Raw genomic sequence first — 22,838 nt, 5'->3', positions numbered from 1 at the left:
GGGACAACAGTCGCGGGTTAACCCGAGCAGTGCATGGCGTAGGGCTGCTTAAGCTAGTTGTCCATGCAACCACGCATTCAGCGCCCCCCCTACGTTCCGCAAATCCGCCTCTATCAGGATTGGCTGGCCCAGACGCGCGGCTTGCGCTTTGGCGACTATGACGCGCTGTGGCGCTGGTCCACCACGGAGCTGGAGGCCTTCTGGCAAAGCATCTGGGACTATTTTGAGGTGCAGTCGCCGACGCAGCATGGCCGTGTCCTGGCCGAGAACGTCATGCCCGGCGCGCACTGGTTCGAGGGCGCGCAGGTCAATCTGGTGCGACAGATCTGGCGACATGTGCAGGCGGCTGATGCGGCGGGCATGCCGGCCATCATTGCGGACAACGAGCTGGGGCAAGTCGCGCAGATGCGCTGGCCAGCATTGCAGCAGCAGGTGGCCGCACTGGCGCTGCACCTGCAGCAGCTGGGTGTGCAGCCGGGTGATCGCGTGGCCGCGTACCTGCCGAATATTCCGCAGACGATCGTGGCGTTTCTCGCTTCGGCCAGCATCGGTGCGGTGTGGAGCGTCTGCGCGCCGGACATGGGCACGCACGCGGTGCTTGATCGCTTCCGGCAGATTGCGCCCAAGGTGTTGTTCACGGTCGATGGCGTAGTGTATGGCGGCAAGGCCATTGACCGGCGCGAGGCGGGCGAGCAAATACGTGCGGCGCTGCCCAGCGTGCACCATGCCATTCTCGTAGGCAATCAGGACGCACAGGCCGATTGGCCCGGCTACCAGCGTTTCAGTGACATCGTGCAGCGCGACGATGCGGCCACGCGCGGCTTCGAGCCGCTCTGGCTGCCGTTCGATCATCCCGTCTGGATCGTCTATTCCAGTGGCACGACGGGGTTGCCCAAGCCCATCGTGCATGGTCAGGGCGGCATGATGCTGGTGATGTTGATGATGCTGGGCCTGCACAACGATGTCGGCTGCAGCTATGCGCCCAACAGCCTGGGCGAGCGCTACCACTGGTACAGCTCGACCGGCTGGGTGATGTGGAATGCGCAGATCGCTGGCCTGCTGCACGGCACAACCCTCGTGCTCTTCGATGGCAGCCCCGGCGGCTCCAGGGATCAGCCGGACATGACCACCCTGTGGCGCTTTGCGGCGCGCCACAAGGTTACGTTCTTTGGCGTCGGCGCGGCCTTTTATGCTCTGTGCGCCAAGGCAGGCATCAGTGCTGCGCAATGCGGCGATCTGCGCAGCATCCGGGCACTGGGCAGCACCGGCTCGCCGCTCAGCGAGGAGGTGCAGAACTGGGGCACGCAGTTCATGCGCGAAGCAGGCGTGGCGGGAGAGGATGGTGAGGGCATCTGGTGGTGCAACATTTCTGGCGGAACGGACTTTGCCGGTGCGTTTCTCGGAGGCAACCGCGAGTTGCCGCAGACGCCCGGGCGCATGCAGTGCCGCATGCTGGGGGCGGCCGTCCATGCGTGGGACGAGGCAGGCCAGGCGGTGGTCGACCAGGTCGGTGAGCTGGTCTGCACGCAGCCCATTCCTTCGATGCCGCTGTATCTCTGGAATGATGCCGACGGCAGCCGCCTGCGCAGCAGCTACTTCGACGCCTATCCCCCCGGGCTCGGCCGCAGGCCAGGGGGCGGGGACCTGCCGCCAGCGGCGGGCCCAGTGTGGCGTCACGGCGATTGGATCAGCATCGGCGCCGATGGCAGCTGCGTGATCTATGGCCGCTCGGATGCCACCATCAATCGCCATGGCTTGCGCATGGGCACCAGCGAGATCTACCGCGCGGTGGAGGCGCTGCCCGAGGTGCTCGATTCAATGGTGGTGGATCTGGAGTTTCTTGGCCGTGGCAGCTACATGCCGCTGTTTGTGGTGCTGCGCGAAGGGGTGGGCCTTGACGATGCGCTAAGGCAACGCATCCAAACCGCGATTCGCACCGCGCTCTCGCCGCGCTTCGTCCCGGATGCCATTGTCCAGGTCGCGCAGATACCGCGCACACTCAGCGGCAAGAAACAGGAGCTGCCGATCAAGAAGCTGCTGCTTGGCCAACCGGCGCAGCAGGTCATCAACCGTGAGACCATGGCCAATCCTGAGTGCCTGGACTGGTACCTGCGCTTTGCGCAGCAGCATGTGGCGCAATCGGCGGCCGGTTGAAGGCACGGCTATCTTGCCGGGCGGAAATAGGTTTTGCCGTTGACCACGCGTGTCTCGTAAACGGGTGCGCCTGACGGCTGGTAGTCAGGATGTTGGGGAGCCGGTTGCCAGGTCGTGACAGGGGCAGGCGCTGGCAAACGCTGTGGAGCTATGGTGCCGTAGCTATAGCCATAGCTCTGCGGCGCAACAGGGCGATCGTAGTAATAGGTAGCATCCGGCTGGCGTGGCTGGTTTGCCTGGCTGATGGCATAGCCCAGGATGCCGCCGATGACCAGCGCGCCAATGGCGACGCCGGCATCGTGGTTGCTGCTGCGCCGTTCCGGGCGATAGCGGTGTGGCGGATAGTAGGGGCGGTAGCCGCCACGGTAGTGATGCTGGCCCCACGCACCTTGGTGATAGGCATGGCTGCCCAGCGGATGGTAGTAGCCACGCTGGGCGTTGGCGGTGCCGGCCAGCAGCAAGGTGCTGCAGGCCAGAGCGATGCAGGAAGTCAGGATACGCATGGCGGTGTCTTATTTTCGGATACTCGGCGATGGATGGCATCATCGGCCACGAGGCCATCGCATACACAAGCATAAGCGGGCTTTGTAAAGCTGGCTTGTCGGTCCGGTTGCGTTGTGTGGAATCTCTGGCGCGGATAATCCAGGGATGGCTTTGATCACACTCTTGAACATGCAGCTGGCGTTTGGTGACGTGGCGCTGCTGGACCACGCCGAGCTTGCAGTGGAGCAGGGCGAGCGTATCGCGCTTATTGGACGCAATGGCGCAGGCAAATCTTCTTTGCTGAAGATCATGGCAGGGCTTGCTGCGCCGGACGATGGCAGCATCCATATGCAAAGCGGATTGCGCGTGGCCTATGTGCCCCAGGAGCCCATGCTGGATGAGACGGCGACGATTTTCCAGGCAGTCTCCGCCGGGCTTGCCGAGGTGATTGCGTTGCGCGAGCAGTATCTGGCACATGCCGATGGCGTGGATCTGGATGCGCTCCAGACGAAGATTGAGGCGGCCGATGGCTGGAACTGGGAGCAGCGCGTGCAAGAGACGCTGCAGCGCCTGCATCTGGATGGTGCGGCTAAAGTCGGGACGCTCTCGGGCGGTAACAAGAAGCGCGTGGCGCTGGCACAGGCGCTGGTGACCAAGCCTGATCTGCTGTTGCTCGATGAGCCGACCAACCACCTGGATCTGGACTCCATCACCTGGCTGGAGGAGCTGCTGCTGGCTTTCAACGGCAGCATCGTCGTCATCACCCATGATCGGGCATTTCTCGATCGGATTGCTACCCGCGTGGTGGAGCTCGACCGTGGTCAACTGCGTTCTTACCCGGGCAATTACAGCCAGTACCGCGCCCAGAAGGAACAGCAGCTGGCGCAGGAGGCGGTGGAGAACGCCAAGGCGGACAAGCTGCTGGCGCAGGAGGAAGTGTGGATTCGCAAGGGCGTGGAGGCGCGGCGCACCCGCAGTGCCAGCCGCATCGTGCGCCTGGAGGCATTGCGCCGCCAACGTGCCGAGCGGCGCAATGTGCTGGGCAATGTGCGCATGGATATCGCCAGCGGTGATGCCAGCGGCAAGATCGTTGCCGAACTCAAGAATGTCTCCAAGAGCTTTGGCGACAAACACCTGATCCGGGATTTCTCCGCCACCATCCTGCGTGGTGACAAGGTCGGTCTGCTGGGGCCCAACGGCGCGGGCAAGTCCACGCTGCTCAAGCTCGTTCTCGGGCAGTTGGCGCCTGACAGCGGCAGCATTCGCCGGGGCGCGAACCTGCGTATTGCGTATTTCGACCAGATGCGCGAGGCCATCGACCCCGAAGCGACGTTGGAGGACTTCATAAGCCCGGGCAGCGAGTGGATCGAGATCGGCAAGGCCCGCAAGCACGTCAAAAGCTACCTGGGTGACTTTCTGTTCTCGCCACGCCGCGCGCTCTCGCCAGTGAAATCGCTCTCGGGCGGCGAGCGCAACCGGCTGCTGCTGGCGCGCCTGTTTGCGCAGCCAGCCAATGTGCTGGTGCTGGACGAGCCGACCAACGATCTGGACATGGAAACGCTGGAGCTGCTGGAAGAGCTGCTGCAGACCTATGACGGCACCGTTTTCCTGGTCAGCCACGACCGGGCGTTTGTGGACAACGTCGTCACCAGCATCATTGCCGCCGAAGGCGATGGCCTCTGGCGCGAGTACGAGGGCAGCGTGCAGGATTGGCTGCTGCAGTCACAACGCAGCCGTGACCTGGCTGCAGCCGGCCAGCAGGGCAAGGACAATGCCCCTCCGACGGCGCAGAAAAACCAGCCCGCCCGCAGCACCGAGCCGGTCAAGCGCAAGCTCAGTTACAAGGAGCAGCGCGAACTGGAGGCGCTGCCTGCGCGCATCGAGGCGCTGGAGGCCGAGCAGGCGCAGATCAATGCGCAGCTGGCCGATGGCAGTCTGTATGCCAGCGATCACCAGCGCGCTGCGGCGCTGGCGCAGCGCGCTGCAGCAATTGAGGAAGAACTGATGGCCGCCCTGGAGCGCTGGGAGGCGCTGGGCGGCTGAACATGGCTGGGGCGCGCTCAGGGGCGCGCTGCGCGCTGCTGGTAGGCCGTGATGGCCTGGCGCACCATCTCGCGGGCTTCCTGCGCGTTGCCGTAGCCGTTGAGCTGCACTTCCTTGCGGCCGGCCGGTAGCTGCTTGTAGACGCGGAAATAGGCCTCGATGCGTTCGCGCTCGACGACGGGCAGGTCGCTGATGTCCTGGATGGCGTCGTAGGTCGGATCCACGTCGCTGGTGGGCACGCCGATGATTTTCTCGTCGGCCTTGCCGCCATCGATCATCTTCAGGTAGCCGATCGGGCGAAACTTGATCATGACGCCCGGGTGCAGCGGCTCGCGCGTGAAGACCAGGCCATCGAGCGGATCGTTGTCGCCGCCCAGTGTGCTGGAGAGCGAGCCGTAGTTGGCGGGATAGATCACCGGCATGGATTGGAAGCGGTCGACAAAGACCAGCCCGGTTTTCTCGTCGATCTCGTACTTGGTGTAGCTGCCTGCAGGAATCTCTACGGCCATCAGCACTTCAGCAGGTGCGTTCTCGGGCTGAGAAACGTGAAATGGATGCGAGATACTGCCTGGCTCGGCCAAGGCAGCAGCGCTGCCCAAGGTGAGGATGGCGGCCGCGATGGCGGCGATAGGCCGTTTCATGACGGGCTCCGAAGCGGACTGGATCCGTATAAGTGGGCGGATTTTCCGACCGCTTCGTGAAACCCTTGTGACGTGCCGCCGCCGATGCTTGGCTGCCGCGTGGACGCTCAGCTGTCGGCCAGCGTGGGGTAGTCCGTGTAGCCCTTGGCGCCGCCGCCATACATGTGTTCGGTATCAAGCGGGTTCAGCGCAGCGTTGCGGCGCAGTCGCTCGACCAGGTCCGGGTTGGCGATGAACAGCCGTCCGAACGCCACCAGATCGGCCTTGCCTGCCTGCAAGGCTTGCTCGGCGAGCGCCTTGTCATAGCCATTGTTGACCATCCAGGCCGCCTTGCCGCCGGCCTGCGTGTAGGCCTGACGCAGGGCGTCGTAATCAAAGGGGCGATCGTCCAGTGTGCGCGGTCCGCCCGTGGCGCCCTCGATGATGTGGATATAGGCCAGCCCGAACGGTGCAAGCTGCTGCGCGACGTAGTGAAACAGTGGCTGCGGATCGGCGTCATGGATGCCGTTGGCCGGTGTGACGGGTGAGAGGCGGATGCCGGTTTTGCCAGCGCCGATCTTGTCGGTGACGGCCTTGACGACCTCCAAGAGCAGGCGCGCGCGGTTTTCGATGCTGCCGCCATACGCATCGGTGCGCTGGTTGGCACCGGTCTTGAGGAACTGGTCGAGCAGGTAGCCATTTGCGGCATGGACTTCGACGCCGTCAAAGCCCGCCTCGATGGCCGCCGCTGCGGCGCGGACGTAGTCATCCACGATACCGGGCAACTCCGATATTTCCAGCGCCCGCGGTTCGGAAGTGGGCGCGAAGTGGCCCTTGCCGTCGGCGTCGATGAGATAGGTCTTCGCTTCGGCACGGATGGCGGATGGTGCCACCGGCGCCTGGCCGCCCGGTTGCAAGCTGGTGTGCGAGATGCGCCCGACGTGCCAGAGCTGGCAGACGATCTTGCCGCCGCGCGCATGCACGGCGCTGGTGACCTGCTTCCAGCCTTCGATCTGCTCTGGCGCGTACAGGCCGGGCACATCGGCATAACCCTGGCCCTGATGGCTGATCGCCGTGGCCTCACTGATGATCAGCCCGGCACTGGCACGCTGGGCATAGTACTCGGCGTTGAGTGCGGTGGGTACGGCGCGTGGCGAGCGGTTCCGTGTCAGCGGTGCCATGACGATGCGGTTGGCCAGTTGCAGGTCGCCAGCGGTAAATGGGGTGAACAAGATTTCAGACATGGATGGACTCGATTCGGATAGCGGTTTTTTGCGGGAGATGAGACGGTATGCGCGGCATGTCGGCCTCGCATCACTGGAGAGAGATAGGGGCGCTGGCGTACCGCTCAAGACCCGCACCGCAGCGGCAAGAACAGATACTTCTCGTGTATCCGTCTCCGGCCGGGGCACTAGGCGCTCCTGGTCCGGGGCTGTATGGCGGCTATTTGATCAGGCCCTCGGCCTTCAACGCCGCCTGCACGGCAGGGCGCTCGGCAATGCGGGCGAGATAGGCTTGCAGGTGGGAAAAGGCGGAGATATCTACGTGCACATGCTTGGCCCAGTTCGCGACCGTGAACAGGTAGGCGTCTGCGACGCTGAAGCTTGGGCCGTTGAAATAGGGCTGCCTGGCAAGCTCCTGCTCCACGAAGCTGAGGCGGCCATGCAGCGCTTGCCTGGCCGCCTGCCTGGTGTCGTCGGAGGAGCCGGGCTTGAACAGTGGACCGAAGTTCTTGTGCAGTTCCGTGGAAATGAAGTTGAGGCGACTTTGCAACTGGTAGCGTTCCCAGGTGCCGTTGGCGGGGGCGAGTTGCTTGTCGGGCGCCTGGTCGGCAAGATACTGCACAATGGCCGGACCTTCAGTGAGGCGGCGACCGTCTTCCAGTTCCAGCAAGGGGACGTAGCCCAGTGGGTTGATGGTATAGAAGTCGGTGCCATCCTGCAGCTTGTGGCTTTTGGTGCTGGCGAGGATCGCCTCGTGTGCAAGTCCGGCTTCGTGCAGCACGATATGCGGGGACAGCGAGCAGGCGCCAGGGCTGTAGTAGAGCTTCAAGGGCATGGGAATGTTTCTCCTCGGGATGTGTACGCGTGGCAGGCAGTGGCTGCCAGCGACTGACTATAGCGAGAAGGCGCGTGCGCTGCTGGTGGCGGGAAAATCGTACCGGGTGTAGGCCCTGACCGTCCAAGTGACGGCCAGGGGCGTGATGTGCGTAGCTTGTCGGGGAGCGGACGACGGGGCGTAAGGAGCCGTTGTCAGTCTTCGTGCGCCTGTACGATGGCACCGGTCTTGGCGTCGATTTTGACCTCGAACTTGCGCGCGTCGTCCTGCAGAATGTCCACCTCATAGACGACGGTGCCGAAATGACGGTCAAGTTCGGCGGAATAGGGTGTGCCGGGCGTATGCTGCACCGCCGCATCGATGGCCTGGCGGATATCCAGGCGTGCGGCCGCCAGGCGTTCCTGATCGCGCCGCGAAGCCTTGCCATCGTTCTCATACTTGCGGACGCTGCCGTCAGCTGCATGGATGTCCAGTTCCACACTATCGCCTTCCGAGGTGACGACCTCCATCTCATAGAGCAGGGTGCCGTCATCCTGATCGATGGCGATGTCGATCACCTGCCCAGGCACTTCCTGCAAGCCGCGCTCGATGGCATCGGAAAGTGAAAGCTTGGCCGTAGCGAGCTGTTGCTGGATTTCCCGGCTGCTGTCGGCAATGGCGGCTGTGGTGCCGAAGGCAAGCGCTGCGGCAAGTGCTGGCATGCAAGTTCGCACGGTGATGTGCGGCAATTGATGGATGGCCATGTCAGAGTCCTCCTGAAAGGTGGTTGATGTGTTCGCTGCCTGTATTGTGTGTGGCGTTTGAGCGCGTCGCTGTCAGCCAGGTTCCTGGTCGTGCGCCGGTGTTTCACGTGGAACAGGCCGCGTTGACGCCAACCCTGCGCGCAACGCAGATGTGGGCGAGCCAGTAAAATGGTCGGCTCGCTGTTTTTGCCAGCCTCGGGCTATCGGGGCAACGCCCATGTCAGACCAGTCCCCTTACCACTATCCGCAGGAATTTGACGTCATCGTCGTAGGTGGCGGCCACGCGGGCACCGAAGCGGCCCTGGCATCCGCACGCATGGGGTGCCGCACGCTGCTGCTGACCCATAACATCGAGACGCTGGGCCAGATGAGCTGTAACCCCTCCATTGGAGGCATCGGCAAAGGCCATCTGGTGCGGGAGGTCGATGCATTGGGCGGCGCGATGGCACTGGCGACGGACGAGGCAGGGATCCAGTTTCGCACGCTCAACAGCAGCAAGGGTCCGGCGGTGCGCGCAACGCGCGCGCAAGCCGATCGGGTGCTGTACAAGGCAGCGATCCGACGCCGCCTGGAAAATCAGCCCAATCTGTGGCTGTTCCAGCAGTCCGTCGATGATCTGCTGGTGCAGGGCGAGCGCGTCATTGGCGCTGTCACGCAGGTGGGGATTGCCTTTCGCTCCCGTGCCGTCGTGCTGACGGCGGGCACCTTTCTTGATGGGCGCATCCACGTCGGGCTCAACAACTACCAGGCCGGGCGCGCGGGGGATCCGCCGGCGGTGTCGCTGTCTGCGCGGCTCAAGGAGTTGCAATTGCCGCAGGGGCGCCTGAAGACCGGCACGCCTCCGCGGCTGGATGGCCGCAGCATTGATTTCTCGAAGTGCATTGAGCAGCCGGGCGATGGCGTTCCTGGGGGCGACAACCCGGACCATATGCCGGTGTTCAGCTTTATGGGTAGCCGTGCGATGCACCCGCGGCAGATTTCCTGCTGGATCACCCATACCAATGCCCGCACGCACGAGATCATCCGCAGTGGCTTTGACCGCAGCCCCATGTTTACCGGCCGGATCGAAGGGGTGGGGCCGCGCTACTGCCCCAGCGTGGAGGACAAGATCAACCGGTTTGCCGACAAGGACAGTCACCAAATCTTTCTGGAGCCCGAGGGGTTGACTACGCATGAGGTCTATCCCAACGGAATTTCCACCAGCCTGCCGTTTGACATCCAGTACGCGCTGGTGCGGTCCATGCCGGGGCTGGAGAACGCACACATCCTGCGTCCGGGCTATGCCATCGAGTATGACTACTTCGATCCGCGCGGGCTCAAGAGCAACTTCGAGACACGCCAGATACAGGGGCTGTTCTTTGCCGGGCAGATCAACGGCACCACCGGCTACGAGGAAGCCGCAGCGCAGGGGCTGTACGCCGGACTGAATGCGGCGCTGCACTGTCAGGGGCGCGAGCCGTGGGTGCCGCGCCGCGATGAGGCTTATCTGGGCGTGCTGGTGGATGATCTGATCACCAAGGGGGTGACGGAGCCGTATCGCATGTTCACCAGCCGCGCCGAGTACCGGCTGCAGCTGCGCGAGGACAATGCCGATCTGCGGCTGACCGAAGCTGGACGCAAGTTGGGGTTGGTCGATGACGCGCGCTGGGACGCCTTTTGCCGCAAGCGCGACGCCATTGAGGCGGAGACCGCGCGTCTCAAGAGCACCTGGGTCAGTCCGCGCAAGCTGTCGCAGGCGGAAGCACAAAGGGTGTTGGGCAAGGCGATCGAGCACGAATACAACCTGTTTGACCTGCTGCGCCGTCCGGGCGTGCAGTATGAAGCGCTGATGGGCCTGCAGCCGCAGCCTGATGCGCAGCTGCAGATCAGTTCGCCTGCGGTTTCACGTGAAACGTTGGGGGACCTGTACGAGCCAGTGGTCGAACAGGTGGAGATCGCCGCCAAATACAGTGGTTATATCGATCGTCAGAAGGAAGAGGTCGAGCGCGCGCAGCACTTCGAGAATCTGCTGCTGCCGGAAGATCTGGACTACAGCGAGGTCACGGCGTTGTCCTTCGAGGTGCGCCAGAAGCTGGCGCAGCACCGGCCGCAGACGCTGGGACAGGCTTCACGCATTTCCGGGGTGACGCCGGCAGCCGTGTCGCTGTTGTTGATCCACCTGAAGAAGACGGGCAAGCGCTGGGCCAGTGCCGAGGCCCAGGCATGAGTGCCACGGAGGATCTGGCGCACAGCCTGCAGCGCGGCTGCGAGGCCTTGGGATTGGTGCTGCAGCCTGCACAGCAGCGACAGCTTCTGGACTACCTGGCGCTGCTGCAGAAGTGGAACAAGGTCTACAACCTGACCGCGGTGCGCGATCCGGCCGAGATGCTGCGTCTGCATCTGCTTGATTGCCTGGCGGTGGTGTCGCCCTTCACTCGGGCCATCACCGACCGTCTGGCCGCCGGGCTGGCGCCCAAGGTGCTGGATGTGGGGGCGGGCGGTGGTCTGCCGGGCGTGGTATTGGCTATCTGTTGTCCGCAGGTGCAAGTGCATTGCGTGGATGCGGTGGCCAAGAAGATGGCGTTCGTTCAGCAGGTGGCGGCGCAGCTGCCGCTGGCAAACCTGCATGCGCACCATGCGCGCGTTGAGGCGCTGCAGGAACAGTACACATTGATCGTTTCACGGGCATTTGCCAGCCTGGCCGACTTCGTACAGCTGACGCAGCCCTTGCTGGCGCCGGGCGGAGCCTGGATGGCCATGAAAGGTCGGCAACCCGAGGACGAGATGGCCGCCTTGCCCGTGGGCATCGAAGTGTTTCACGTGGAACCAGTGACCGTACCCGGGCTGGATGCCGAGCGCTGCCTGGTATGGCTACGACCCGATTCGAGGGGTGTTTGAGCCGCTATCATCACGGCTTTGACAATCGCGCTGTTGCCGTTTCCTGATGGGCGAAACGGCTATTTTTCGAGGGGAGACAGCAATGGCGAAAATCTACTGCATAGCCAACCAGAAGGGCGGCGTGGGCAAGACGACCACCGCTGTCAACCTCGCGGCGGGGCTGGCGAGCCTGCAGCAGCGCGTGCTGCTGATCGATCTGGACCCGCAGGGCAATGCCACCATGGGGTGTGGTGTCGACAAGCGTGCACTGGAAGCGTCGATCTACGACGTGCTGCTGGGCGAGGCCGATGTCCGTCAGACCATTGCCCGCTCGCCTGCCGCGCCGTTCGATGTACTGGGTGCGAACCGTGATCTGGCTGGCGCAGAAGTGGAGCTGGTGGGGCTGGAGCGCCGTGAGCGGCGCCTCTCCGATGCCTTGCAGGCGGTACAGGATGATTATGATTTCGTGCTGATCGACTGTCCGCCCTCGCTCGGCCTGCTGACGCTCAATGGCCTGTGTGTGGCAGACGGTGTGATCGTGCCGATGCTGTGCGAGTACTATGCGCTTGAGGGCTTGACCGATTTGGTCAACACCATCAAGCAGGTGCATGCCAACCTGAACAGGCATCTCAAGATCATCGGCATCCTGCGCGTCATGTTCGATACCCGCGTGACGCTGCAGCAGCAGGTCAGTGAGCAGCTCAAGCAGCATTTTGGCGACAAGGTGTTCGATACCATCATTCCCCGCAATGTGCGGCTGGCCGAGGCGCCCAGCCATGGCCAGCCCGGCGTGGTCTATGACCCAGCAGCCAAGGGCAGCAGGGCGTTCGTGACCTTTGCTGGCGAGCTGATCCTGCGCAATGGCGGCAAGCTGCCCCCACCGCCCACCGTCGCGCCGGCCGCATCGGCCAGTGATGTGCCGCTGGGGCTGTTCAAGCGCTCGTCGGCGACGTAAGGTGTGCCATGCATCCGATACCGACTGTATTGACGTTGCCCGGCTGGCGTAACTCTGGCCCGCAGCATTGGCAAAGTCGCTGGGAAGCCCTCTACGGCTACCAGCGCGTGCAGCAGCACGACTGGCTGCATCCCAGAAGTGGCGACTGGCAGATCCAGCTGGAAGAGGCGGTGCTGGCGGCCGACCCGACCAGGCCCATCGTGCTGGTGGCGCATAGTCTGGGCTGCCAACTGGTGGCGCGCTGGGCCATGTACAGCCAAAACACGCAGCGTGTGCACGCAGCCATGCTGGTGGCACCTCCAGATACGGAGAGTCCCTACTGCCGCGAAGTCTTGCCGACCTGGCAGCCCATTGCCGCGCGGCAGCTGCCTTTTGCCAGCCTGGTGGTGGCCAGCACCGACGACGCATTCTGCACGCTGCAGCGGGCCCAATGGATGGCAACGTGCTGGGGCAGCACCTTTCATAACCTGGGGCCGGCAGGCCATATCAATGCCGACAGTGGCCTGGGCGACTGGCCAGAGGGCCACCAGCTGCTGCTGCAACTGCTGGCGCAGTGCTGATTGACGACGCGAAGGAAAGAATCCATGGCAACCAAAAAATCGCCCAAGGGGCTGGGCCGCGGCCTCGAAGCGCTGCTTGGCCCGGCCGCCACGGAAGTGGCCGAGACCGAGTCGGCGTTTGCAAAGACACACGGCACGCCGCGCGAGCTGGCGCTGGAAGATCTGGTGCCGGGGCAATACCAGCCGCGCACCCACATGGACGAAGGCGCGCTGTACGAGCTGGCCGAAAGCATCAAGAAGCAGGGCGTCATGCAGCCGCTGCTTGTGCGCCCGTTGCAGCGGGGTGAGCAAGCAGGCCGCTACGAAATCATTGCCGGCGAGCGCCGCTACCGTGCCAGCAAGCTGGCGGGGCTGGCGGTGGTGCCGGTGCTGGTGCGCGAGGTCGATGACCATGCCGCTGCGGCCATGGCGCTGATCGAGAACATGCAGCGCGAGGATCTCAACCCGCTGGAGGAAGCGCGCGGGCTGCAGCGGCTGGTGCAGGAGTTTGGCCTGACGCACGAGCAGGCCGCGCAGGCTGTGGGGCGTTCGCGCAGCGCCGCCAGCAATCTGCTGCGCCTGCTCAACCTGGCCGAGCCGGTGCAGACCCTGCTGATGGCCGGTGACATCGAGATGGGGCACGCCCGCGCGCTGCTGAGTCTGGAGAAAGCCCAGCAGATCACCGCTGGCCACGAGATCGCTGCCAAGAAGCTGACCGTGCGCGAGGCTGAGCAGCTGGTCAAGCGGGTGGCCCAAGGCAAGGCGGGTGCCGAAGCCAAGAAGACGGCTGCGCGCAAAAGCGCCGATGTGCGCCGAGTCGAGGAAATCCTCTCGGACCTGCTGCTGGCGCAGGTCGACATCCAGATCCGCAAGCGCACCAGAAAGAACGGCGTGGTGCAGGAATCTGGCGAAGTCCGCATTCCGTTTGCCTCCATGGAAGCGCTCAACGGAGTGATCGAACGCATCAAGGGTCAGCAGGAGTTCTGACGATGCCCGCAGACCATCTTCTCACCCATGTCTGAAAAAGGCGTTTCGCCCTGGATGCAGCGCAGTCTGGCGCTGGCGGCCAAGGCCGTGGGTGTGGCCAACCCGAATCCCGCCGTGGGCTGTGTGATCGTCGATGCGCACGGCCAGGTGCTTGGGGAAGGCCATACGCAGCCTGTCGGCGGGCCGCATGCCGAGGTGATGGCCCTGCGCGATGCCCAGGCCCGAGGGCATGGGGTGCGTGGCGCCACCGCCTACGTCACGCTGGAGCCCTGTGCGCACTTTGGGCACACCCCGCCATGCTGTGATGCGCTGGCCGCGGCGGGCATTGGCAAGGTGGTTGCGGCGCTGACCGATCCCAACCCCAAGGTGGCGGGGCAGGGGTTTGCCCGCCTGCGTGCGGCCGGTATTACGGTGGAGGTGGGCGATGGCGAAATGGCCGCGCGGGATCTGAACCTTGGCTTTCTCAAGCGCATGGAAACCGGCCAGCCCTGGGTGCGGGCCAAGGTCGCGGCATCGTTGGACGGCCATACCGCCTTGCTGGATGGGCAGAGCCAGTGGATCACCGGCGAAGCCGCACGTACAGACGGCCAGCGCTGGCGCCTGCGTGCCGATGTGGTGCTGACCGGCATCGGCACGGTGCTGGCGGATGACCCCCTGCTGAATGTGCGGCTGCCTGATTGCGTACGTCAGCCGCATCTGGCCATCGTCGACAGCCTGCTGCGCACGCCGCCTGATGCCAGGCTGTGGCAGGTCGCGCGCCGGCAGGTGCTGATCGCACACCAGTCCGAGGCAGGCTTGGATGCGCAGAATGCGCAGGCGCTGGCTGCACGCAAGCGCGCGCTGCAGGCACTGGGCGCTCGCCTTCTGCCCATTGCGCCCTGCGCGCACGGGCTGGATTTGGCGCAGGTGCTGCAGGCGTTGTTGGAGGCCTTGCCGGGCGCTGTCAATGAGGTCCATGTCGAGGCGGGTGCCGCGCTCAATGGTGGTCTTTTGGCACAGGGGCTGGTGGATGAATGGCTGGTTTACCTGGCACCCAAAATGCTGGGCGGTGGACGGCCCATGGCGCAACGGATTTCGCCATTGCGCGCCCTCGCGGACGCCAACGCCGGCATCTGGCTGGCGCAGTATCGGGTAGGGGACGATCTGTGCCTGCGTGTGGCATCGAAGGCCAGTGTTTAGAACCTGTTTACGATCCTCTCATTCGGTGCGTTGACTCGCCAGCAGCGCGTCAAAGAGAAAAAACCGCGCCATGCGTTGAACATATGGCGCGGTCTGTTGGCCACGCTGCCTGTGGCAGCGTGACAGGGTGATGTCAGTCTTGCAGGTTGAGCTTGAAGATGCTGGTCGTGCCGCTGACCTCGTTGCCGACCAGCAGCAGTGGTTCTCCATTGGGCGAATCCTGTGCAGGCACGAAAACCAGACCTTCCGGCCCCAGATCGCCGACGGCATCGCCTTCAGTGGGCCAATCCAACGCGTCTAGATCCGCCGTGGTCCAGTCGGTGCGGGTGTTGATGTAGTCTTCCAGCGTGGGGTTGCGCGGGTTGGTGACGTCGTACACCATCACACCGCCGAAGCGCTCCAGACCGACGAAGGCAAACGTCTTCTCGCCGATGACGCCGACGGTCACGCCTTCGGGCTCCGGCCCCTTGTTGTCGCTGCGGTTGTCCAGGCTGGCGCCTTCCTCGTGGTTGGCGTTGAAGAACGTTACGCAGTCGACCTGCTTATCGCCGTTGAACAGCGTGCACCACTTGCCATTGCGGGTCGGAATCTGGTTGGCGATGAAGCGCTCGAACTGCGCGCCGGATTCCCAGATCAGCTCGACGTTCTCGTCCCAGATCGCGATGGAGCGCGCGCCGAAGGCGTACAGCTGGTCGTACATCAGGCGGTCACCGTTCGGATCTTCCTGGCCTTGCGCATTGAACATCACCGGGTTGCCCGTGGCATCCTTGCGATAGCCTTCGGTCCAGGTGACGGTCAGCCGGCCCAGTTCCGTGTCATCGCGGCAGTCGCCGGGGTCGCCAGGCGTGGCGCCGCAGTAGGCGAAGACTTCGGGGTTGAGCAGAGCGCCGGCTGCCAGTGCACGTAGCTGTGGCGGCAGGTCGTCGCCGGCGCGGCGGTCAAAGCCGTTCTTGTGCACCAGATGCTTGACGCGCCATTGCTCGACGAAACCCTTGGAAGCATCGCCGGCGATGTAGTCAGCATCCTCCTCGCCCCAGGCACGGGCGTCACCCTCGTTGGCGGTGATGATGTAGGTCTTGCCATCCGGTGCGGTGTAGGTGGCAATGCCGTCGGGCATGTACATGCCAACCAGGCCAGGCCATGGCTTGATATCGACTTCGATCAGCTCCGCATCGCCGTCACCATCGGAAACGTCGATGGCATTTCTGGGGTTGCCGTGGTCCTTGTAGCCCAGCGGCAGGATGTCCGTGATCGTGGCGCTGGCAATGTCGAGCTTGGCCAGTGCATTGTTTTCCTGCAATGCGACCCAGGCGGTGCTGCTGTCGGCTGAAACCGCGATGTATTCCGGCTCTACGTCCTGCGCGACCGTGGCGTTGGGGCCAAAGATGCGCACGCCCTTGGCGCGCAGGGCATCGGCCTGACTGTTGAAGTGCGAGAAGCCGGCCGTGCGGGCGCTGAGGCTGGTTGGCACGCGGATGTCAATCACGGTCACGGACCCCTCAGGGTCGATCTGGTAATCATCACTGGGCTCGCCCTCGTTGGCCACAAGCAATGTGTTGCCATCCGGCGTGAAGACCAGGTTGTCCGGCAGGGCGCCGACCTCGACCTGGCCCAGCAGTTGCAGATCGGCTGCCTGATACAGCGCCACGTGACCCTTGTCGGTCTTGTTGGCAGCTTCGATGGCAATGGCCACCAGGCCGTTGTGCGATGCAACGCTGTTGACCGATGAGCCAGCCAGAATGGCTTCGGAATGCAGCGTGTCGATCCGGCGGGGATTGGACGGGTCGCTGAGATCCAGCACGTCCAGCGCGCCCGCATCCGAGTTGACGATGAAGGCACGCTTGGACGCCGCATCGAAGGCAGGAATTTCCGCTGCGCTCTTGCCAAACACGCCCGAGGCATAGCGACCAATCAGCTCCAGTTCCACGGTGCCAGGGGTGACCTCGGCAGGCGGTTGCGGTGCGGGTTCGCTGCCTCCGCCATTGTCGTTGTCGCCCGGATTCACTACGGGTGGTGGCGGCACGATGCCTTCGTCGTCATCGCCGCCACCACAGGCAGTCAGTGCAATGGATACGGCCGCTGCGACCAAGGTCAGGCGCAGCATGCTTGCGTGGGGAAAAAGGTGAGTCGTCGGCATCACGGATCCCAGGATGGTCAAAAAGCCTGGGTTGTAATCTCCGGCCATGAAAGCTTCGTGACATTGGCTGTCTAGTGCAGGTTCCTGGCACGGCCGTCGCGGTCGGCCAGCGAGCTAGGGTGCTGGAACGCTGGGACTGGCGCAGGCCTGCAGGCTGCGCGCCAGCGCCTCGAAAATGGCGGGTGAGAGGCTTTGCGCGACGTTGAAGCGCATATAGCGCGCCGCATTTTGCGACAGGCTGAAGGCATTGCCGGGCGCCAGCAGCAGGCCATGCGTATGCAGTGCGTGGTCGGCCAGCTGCACCGCATCCACGCCCTCGGGCAGCCGACACCAGACGAACATGCCGGCATGCGGGCGGTACCAGGGCGTGATACCCAGTGACTGCAGGCGCTCAAGCACCATGCCCATGGCTTCGGCCAGACGCGTGCGCACGCCGTTCATGTGGCGCTGGTAGGTGCCACTTGCCAGCAGCGTGTGCAGCAGTTCGGCCGAAAAGTGGCCGGCTTCGAAAGACGTTGCCAGTCGCAGATCGACCAGCTGACCAATCCAGTCGGCGCGTGTGGCAATGTGGCCCAGCCGCACCGAGGCCGACAGGGTCTTGGAAAAGCTGCCGACATAGATCACCCGTTGCAGCCCATCCAGCGCGGCCAGCCGAGGGGCGGGGTGGTGCTCGAAGTCGGCGAACACGTCGTCCTCGATGATGGTCAAATCATGCTGCGCCGCCAGCGACAGTACCTGGTGGGCCACCGCCAGGCTGAGACTGGCGCCGGTGGGGTTGTGCAGCGCGGCATTGGTGATGTACAGGCGTGGGCGGTGCTCGGCCAGGCACTGCGCCATGGCGGCCACATCCGGTCCGTGTGGCGTGTAGGGCACGCTGACTACCTTGGCGCGGTGCGCGCGCAGCATCGCTTGGAAGCTGAAATAACACGGGTCATCCACCAGTACGGTATCGCCCGGCTGCAGCAGGAATCGGCACAACAGATCGACCGCCTGCGTGCCCGATTCCGTCAGCATGAGCTGTGCGGGTGGCACCTGCACACCACGCTCGGCAAGGCGGTGCGAGAGCAGCTGGCGCAACTGCGGCGAGCCTTGTGGTGTGCCATAGCCCGTCAGTGGCGCCAGCGGCTGGCGCGAGAGCGTGCGCAGCGCGCGGCGGATGCCCTGCTCCGGCATCCAGCTTTCGGGTAGCCAGCCGCAGCCGGGCTTGAGGCTGTTGGCATCGGCCAGCAGCGACTGGCGCGTGACCCAGACCGGATCGCTGCTGGCGGTACCGGCTGGCTGCACCTCGGCGACATTGAAGGGTGTGAGCTGACGGCCCACGTAATAGCCCGAGCCGGGGCGTGACTCGATCAGTCCTTGCGCAGCCAGGCGCGCATAGGCTTCCACCACCGTCGAGCGCGACACGCCCAGCGCCTCGGCCTGCGCGCGGATCGACGGCAGGCGCTTGCCCGCGCACAGGCTGCGGTTTTCGATGCGCTGGCGGATGTCGCGCATGACGGCCTCGACGCGGGTGAGGGCAGGGGTGGCGTGCGGCGCAGCGCGAGGCGGGCGGTGCATGAGCGAGCGAAGCGTGTGGAACGGGACGGTGGACCCGTACTGCCAAAGTCATCAGTACGGTTTGTGCAAATCGTACTGCAACTGTATCTGTTGCGGGCGTCGAGGCCTGCCTAGCATGTGCGGCTTGTTGAGCATTTATCCCAAACACAACGCCATGCCTCTCCCGACTGCATCTTCCGCTTCCAGCCACCTGGCCCTTGACGAGTCTCAACGCCTGAAGATCGGCCTGGCTGAGATGCTCAAAGGCGGTGTCATCATGGATGTCTGCACCGCCGAGCAGGCGCGCATTGCTGAATCCGCGGGTGCTTGCGCCGTGATGGCCTTGGAGCGCGTGCCGGCGCAGATTCGCGCGCAGGGCGGTGTGGCGCGCATGGCCAATCCGAAACTGATCCGGGAGATCATGGCGACGGTGTCGATTCCCGTCATGGCCAAGGCGCGCATCGGGCACTTTGCCGAGGCGCAGGTGCTGGCCCAGCTGGGCGTGGACTTCATCGACGAGAGCGAAGTGCTGACCCCTGCCGATGAAGTGCACCACATCGACAAGCAGCAGTTCCAGACGCCGTTCGTGTGCGGTGCGCGCAATCTGGGCGAGGCGCTGCGCCGCATTGCCGAGGGCGCGGCCATGATCCGCACCAAGGGCGAGGCCGGCACGGGCGACGTGGTGCATGCCGTCAAGCACATGCGCCAGATCATGGCCGACATCCGCGCGCTGATGGCCCTGCGCGAGGACGAACTGTATGTGGCCGCGCGCGATCTGCGCGTGCCGCTGGAGCTGGTGCGGCAGGTGGCGCAAACCGGTGCGTTGCCCGTGCCCAACTTCTCCGCGGGCGGCATCGCCACACCCGCCGATGCGGCGCTGATGCGGCAACTGGGCGCGCAGGCCATCTTCGTCGGCTCGGGCATCTTCATGAACGACGGGCAGACCTTTGCCACGCCCGAGCAGGCCGAGCGCCGCGCGCGGGCCATCGTGCGGGCTTGCACGCATTTTGATGACGCGGCCATCCTGGCCGAATGCTGTGCCGACAGTGATTCGGCCATGCAGGGCCTGGCCGTGGCCTCGCTGGAGCCTACGGCGCTGCTGCAATCGCGTGGGGATTGAAATGGCTGCTGCGCACACCGTTGTCGGCGTGCTGGCACTGCAGGGTGCCTACGACGCACATCACCGCATGTTGCAGGGCATGGGCGTGGCCACGCGGCGGGTGCGCCAGCCGCAGGATTTGCAGGGCCTTGACGCGCTGGTGCTGCCGGGCGGCGAATCCACCACCCTGCTGCATTTCCTGCAGCAGGGCACGTTTTGGCAGGACTTGCAGGCATTCGTGGCGACGCGGCCGTGCCTTGGCACCTGCGCTGGTCTGATCCTGCTGGCGCAGCAGGTGCAGCCCGCGCAGCCCGGCCTGGGCGCGCTGGCGGTCACGGTGCAGCGCAACGCCTATGGCCGCCAGCGCGATTCGCACATCCGTCAGGCCACCACGATCCTGCCGGGCGGCCCGATGGAGATGGTGTTCATCCGCGCGCCGCGCATCGTGCAGTGCGACCCCGTGGTGCAGGTGCTGGCATACAGTGATGGCACACCCGTGCTGGTGCGCCAGGGCCAGACGATCGGCTGTGCCTTTCATCCCGAGCTGAGTAGCGACACGCGCGTGCACCAGCTGCTGTTGGATGCGGTGGCAGACGCTGCACGCCGCTGACTGCACGGGGCGGCCTGGTTAGGCGCGCAGCGACCGCCGCCGCCCCGCCCACGCGTTCAGCCCGTGGGCCATGGCCACCAGCGCGCAGGTCAACGCAATGGTGACCAGGCTCATGGCCATGCCCTGGCCGATCGAGCCCTGATCGAACTGGCGCCAGATGAACAGCGAGACCGTTTGCGTGCCTACGGGTGCCAGCAGCAGCGAGGCCACCAGCTCGCGTGAGGCAATCGCAAACACCAGCAGCATCGCTGCCGCCACCGCTGGTGCTACCAGCGGCAGCACCACATGCCGCAGCGTGCGCGTAAAGCTCACGCCGTGGACAAAGGCGCATGCCTCCAGATTCTGGCCGAGCTGGCGCAGCGCCGCGTGCGCATAGCGCAGCGGGTAGGGCAGCAGCAGACAGGCGTAGGCCATCAGCAGCAGCACCCAGGTGTTGTATGGCGTGATCGGCAGCCAGGGCTGGTTCCACGCCAGAATCAGCCCCACGGCGACCACGATGCCGGGCATTGCGTTGGGCAGCATGGTCATGGCGTCGAGCACGGCGGTGGCGCGGCCCGGCACGCGCAGCACGGTGTAGGCAATCAGCGCACCGAGCATGCCGGTCAGCAGGGCCGCAGCCGTTGCCAGCGAGAAGCTGAAGGCCAGCGCAGAGAGTGCTTCCGAGCCTTGCGAGAACAGGGCCTCAAAGTGCCGCAGCGAGAGGTTGTCAGGCGACAGTCCGCCCGACAGCGTGCCGGTGAATGCCGTCGCAGCGACGGAGAACAGTGGCGCCAGCGTGGCCGAGGCCACGACCGTGGCAAACAACAGCAAGACCGGCCAGCGCCATGCGCCCAGCGGCCGTGGTGCCACATCGGTGGGTTTGCCGGTACTGGTGGCATAGTCGCGCCCACTGGTCAGCCAGCGTTGCGCCAGCCAGGCCGTCATGGCCAGCCCCATCAGGATGACCGACAGCAGTGCTGCACCGGGCAGATCGACTGGCCAGTCGGAAAAGCGCCGCTCAATGCCAGTGACAAGTACGAAAAAGCCCGCGTTGGACGCCAGCACTGCCGGCGTGCCGTACTCCTCGATGGTCGAGGCGAACACCAGCAGCAGGCTTGCACCCAGCGCCGGCAGCGCCAGAGGCAGAGTGACCCAGACAAAGGCACGCCAGCGGCTGGCGCCAAAGATCTGCGCCACGTCCGCCAGTCGCGAGCCACTGCTGGCCACCGCGCGCGAGACGGCGAAATACACGGCCGGAAAAAGGTTGAGCGCCATCACCAGCACGACACCGGCAAACGAAAACAACAACGGGCCGAGGTGAATGCCCAGTATCTGCTGCGCATAGCCGCCAGGCTGCAGCAGCAAAATCCAGCCCATCGCGGCGATGTAGGGTGGCACCATGAAGGGCACGAGCAGCAGCAGATCCCACATGCGTGCAAACGGCACCTGAAACAGGCCGCGCAGCACGCCAAGCGGCACACCGATCAGCGCGCTGACCAGCACCACCGCCACGCCCAGTGCCAGCGTGTTGCCCGTCAGCTCCAGCAACACCGGATCGCCCAGTGTGGCGCTCAGATGTGACAGTGGCGCCGCCAGCGAGCCTTGCGCCAGCTGTGGAAACACCGCCTGCAGCAGGATGAACAGCAATGGCACGGCCACCAGCAGGCCAAGGGAGGCCGTGCACAGCGGTATCAGAAGGCGAGAGGCGCGCATGGAAAGGGCGTGAGAAAGGAGAAAAACGCAGGAACCCGCGCGTGCGGGCTCCCGGTGGCAGGCCGGGGTGGCCTGCAGGTCCAGACAAGGGTGTCATCTGCGCCTTGCTGTGGAGCAAGGCGGGAGAATGCCCGGCTTACTTGCGCTCAAACAGCGCGCCGAAGCGCTGCAGCAGCGCCTCACGCCCGGCGCGCTCCTGCGCATCCGCGGGGGGCAGTGTGGCGATGTCGGCCAGCTTGGGGCGCTTGGCCTCCACGTCCGCCCGGGCAGGAATCAGATAGGTCCTGGCCACCGCTTGTTGCCCCTCGTCGGAGAGTACGTAGTCGATGAACTGCTTGGCTTCGTCCTGTCTGGACGAGGACTTGAGGATCATCATCGGTCGGGCCGCCACGACGGTGCCGCTGGCCGGGAAAATGATCTCGACCTGCTCGCCCTTGGCCTGCGCGCCGTAGGTGATGTAGTCGACGGCGCCGAACACGGCGGCCTTGGCGCCCTGGAGCACCGGGTTGAGCGCTTGCGCATTGGCACCGGCGAGGTTCATGCCGTTGTCCTTGAGCGATGCAAACAACTGCCACGCCGCATCACCCTGCGCATTGGCCAGGCCCGAAAGCAGCTCCAGTGCGGTGCCGGACTGTGCCGGGTCGGGCATGTTCACTAGGTTGGCAAAAGGGGCCGTGGCCAGGTCGGCCCAGTCCGTCGGGCGCGGCGTGCCGCTGGCCGGATTCCAGGCAATGGCCAGTGCCGACAGGCCCTGCGCGACGTAGTTCGGCGCCTTGTACAGCGCAGGAACCTGCGCGGCGTTCGGGCTTTCATAGGGCAGCAGCCAGCCGCGGGCATCCAGATCAATGGCGCTGTCCCACGAGGCGGAGATCACCACGTCAGCCTGCGGATTGGCCGCTTCCGCTTCCAAGCGGGCCATGACCTTGCCGGTCGTGCCCTGAAACACCTCGACCTTGACGCCGCTTTGCGCCTCGAAGCCGGCAGCCAGCTCCTGCGCCAGCTTGGCCGGCCCGGCGGTATAGACGGTCAGGGCAAAACCCGCGTGCGAGGCCGCCAGAAGTCCGGCGGCCAGCAGGCCGCGCAGCAGGGGAGAAAGACAGGATTGCATAGGAAGTCCTTGAGGTTGTCGTGTGGGAAGAATCGGGCG

At 64.8% G+C, this 22,838-nt stretch carries 18 protein-coding genes and 1 pseudogene; 10 read left to right on the top strand and 9 right to left on the bottom strand.

Annotated features, from left to right (window positions below):
* Positions 1–63 precede the first annotated feature (63 nt).
* Positions 64–2,154: an acetoacetate--CoA ligase gene (locus tag AAV94_RS10295; protein ID WP_046742228.1), complete on the top strand. Its 2,091-nt coding sequence runs from the start codon at positions 64–66 to the stop codon at positions 2,152–2,154.
* Between the two features lie 8 nt (positions 2,155–2,162).
* Here AAV94_RS10295 and AAV94_RS10290 read toward each other — a convergent pair whose 3' ends face one another.
* Positions 2,163–2,657, bottom strand: a complete 495-nt coding sequence (locus AAV94_RS10290; protein WP_046742227.1) for a hypothetical protein — start codon at positions 2,655–2,657, stop codon at positions 2,163–2,165.
* 145 nt (positions 2,658–2,802) lie between these two features.
* Here AAV94_RS10290 and AAV94_RS10285 point away from each other — a divergent pair, with 145 nt between their 5' ends.
* The gene (locus tag AAV94_RS10285) at positions 2,803–4,680 is read left to right on the top strand and encodes an ATP-binding cassette domain-containing protein (RefSeq protein WP_046742226.1); all 1,878 of its coding nucleotides are present in this window, start codon (positions 2,803–2,805) and stop codon (positions 4,678–4,680) included.
* A gap of 17 nt (positions 4,681–4,697) precedes the next feature.
* On the opposite strand, the gene AAV94_RS10280 is transcribed toward AAV94_RS10285, so the two are convergent.
* From AAV94_RS10280 to AAV94_RS10265, 4 genes are all read right to left on the bottom strand, one after another.
* Positions 4,698–5,321 carry an inorganic diphosphatase gene (locus AAV94_RS10280; protein ID WP_046742225.1) on the bottom strand — a complete coding sequence of 208 codons (624 nt, stop codon included), beginning with the start codon at positions 5,319–5,321 and terminating at the stop codon, positions 4,698–4,700.
* A 107-nt stretch (positions 5,322–5,428) separates the two neighbouring features.
* Positions 5,429–6,544, bottom strand: coding sequence for an alkene reductase (locus tag AAV94_RS10275; protein ID WP_046742224.1), 1,116 nt, complete (start codon positions 6,542–6,544; stop codon positions 5,429–5,431).
* Positions 6,545–6,743: 199 nt separating this feature from the next.
* A complete protein-coding gene (gene gstA, locus AAV94_RS10270; RefSeq protein ID WP_046742250.1) occupies positions 6,744–7,352 on the bottom strand; it encodes a glutathione transferase GstA in 609 nt (202 codons plus the stop codon).
* 200 nt (positions 7,353–7,552) lie between these two features.
* Positions 7,553–8,101 carry a PepSY domain-containing protein gene (locus AAV94_RS10265; protein ID WP_046742223.1) on the bottom strand — a complete coding sequence of 183 codons (549 nt, stop codon included), beginning with the start codon at positions 8,099–8,101 and terminating at the stop codon, positions 7,553–7,555.
* A gap of 217 nt (positions 8,102–8,318) precedes the next feature.
* Between AAV94_RS10265 and mnmG the strand changes: the two genes are divergently transcribed.
* From mnmG to ribD, 6 genes and pseudogenes are all read left to right on the top strand, one after another.
* Positions 8,319–10,307, top strand: coding sequence for a tRNA uridine-5-carboxymethylaminomethyl(34) synthesis enzyme MnmG (mnmG, locus tag AAV94_RS10260; protein WP_046742222.1), 1,989 nt, complete (start codon positions 8,319–8,321; stop codon positions 10,305–10,307).
* Entirely contained in the window at positions 10,304–10,978 is a 675-nt protein-coding gene (gene rsmG, locus AAV94_RS10255; RefSeq protein ID WP_046742221.1) for a 16S rRNA (guanine(527)-N(7))-methyltransferase RsmG, read from the top strand. The genes mnmG and rsmG overlap by 4 nt, the downstream gene beginning before the upstream one ends.
* Positions 10,979–11,060: 82 nt before the next feature.
* Positions 11,061–11,816: pseudogene (locus tag AAV94_RS10250) on the top strand (ParA family protein); the annotation flags it as partial.
* Between the two features lie 104 nt (positions 11,817–11,920).
* Complete coding sequence (locus tag AAV94_RS10245; RefSeq protein WP_046742220.1) at positions 11,921–12,472, top strand: RBBP9/YdeN family alpha/beta hydrolase; 552 nt, start codon at positions 11,921–11,923, stop codon at positions 12,470–12,472.
* 24 nt (positions 12,473–12,496) lie between these two features.
* Positions 12,497–13,438: a ParB/RepB/Spo0J family partition protein gene (locus tag AAV94_RS10240; RefSeq protein ID WP_046742219.1), complete on the top strand. Its 942-nt coding sequence runs from the start codon at positions 12,497–12,499 to the stop codon at positions 13,436–13,438.
* A 27-nt stretch (positions 13,439–13,465) separates the two neighbouring features.
* On the top strand, positions 13,466–14,617 hold the full coding sequence (gene ribD / locus AAV94_RS10235; RefSeq protein ID WP_046742218.1) for a bifunctional diaminohydroxyphosphoribosylaminopyrimidine deaminase/5-amino-6-(5-phosphoribosylamino)uracil reductase RibD: 1,152 nt from the start codon (positions 13,466–13,468) through the stop codon (positions 14,615–14,617).
* Positions 14,618–14,750: 133 nt separating this feature from the next.
* Here the strand turns inward: ribD and AAV94_RS10230 are convergent, their stop codons facing one another.
* Together AAV94_RS10230 and AAV94_RS10225 are read right to left on the bottom strand one after the other, a co-directional pair.
* Entirely contained in the window at positions 14,751–16,754 is a 2,004-nt protein-coding gene (locus AAV94_RS10230) for a choice-of-anchor I family protein (RefSeq protein ID WP_046742248.1), read from the bottom strand.
* A gap of 114 nt (positions 16,755–16,868) precedes the next feature.
* Positions 16,869–18,311, bottom strand: a complete 1,443-nt coding sequence (locus AAV94_RS10225) for an aminotransferase-like domain-containing protein (RefSeq protein ID WP_046742217.1) — start codon at positions 18,309–18,311, stop codon at positions 16,869–16,871.
* A gap of 154 nt (positions 18,312–18,465) precedes the next feature.
* Here AAV94_RS10225 and pdxS point away from each other — a divergent pair, with 154 nt between their 5' ends.
* The gene (gene pdxS, locus AAV94_RS10220) at positions 18,466–19,410 is read left to right on the top strand and encodes a pyridoxal 5'-phosphate synthase lyase subunit PdxS (protein WP_046742247.1); all 945 of its coding nucleotides are present in this window, start codon (positions 18,466–18,468) and stop codon (positions 19,408–19,410) included.
* A gap of 1 nt (position 19,411) precedes the next feature.
* Entirely contained in the window at positions 19,412–19,999 is a 588-nt protein-coding gene (gene pdxT / locus AAV94_RS10215; RefSeq protein WP_046742216.1) for a pyridoxal 5'-phosphate synthase glutaminase subunit PdxT, read from the top strand.
* A gap of 18 nt (positions 20,000–20,017) precedes the next feature.
* Here the strand turns inward: pdxT and AAV94_RS10210 are convergent, their stop codons facing one another.
* Both AAV94_RS10210 and AAV94_RS10205 read right to left on the bottom strand, forming a co-directional pair.
* A complete protein-coding gene (locus AAV94_RS10210) occupies positions 20,018–21,691 on the bottom strand; it encodes an ABC transporter permease (RefSeq protein ID WP_046742215.1) in 1,674 nt (557 codons plus the stop codon).
* A gap of 136 nt (positions 21,692–21,827) precedes the next feature.
* Positions 21,828–22,799: an ABC transporter substrate-binding protein gene (locus AAV94_RS10205; RefSeq protein ID WP_046742214.1), complete on the bottom strand. Its 972-nt coding sequence runs from the start codon at positions 22,797–22,799 to the stop codon at positions 21,828–21,830.
* Positions 22,800–22,838 lie beyond the last annotated feature (39 nt).

The sequence above is a fragment of the Lampropedia cohaerens genome (assembly GCF_001005215.1).
Classification (GTDB): Bacteria; Pseudomonadota; Gammaproteobacteria; order Burkholderiales; family Burkholderiaceae_C; genus Lampropedia; species Lampropedia cohaerens.
The sequence above is the reverse complement of the archived record's forward strand: the minus strand, read 5'-3'. Positions and strand labels throughout refer to the sequence as shown.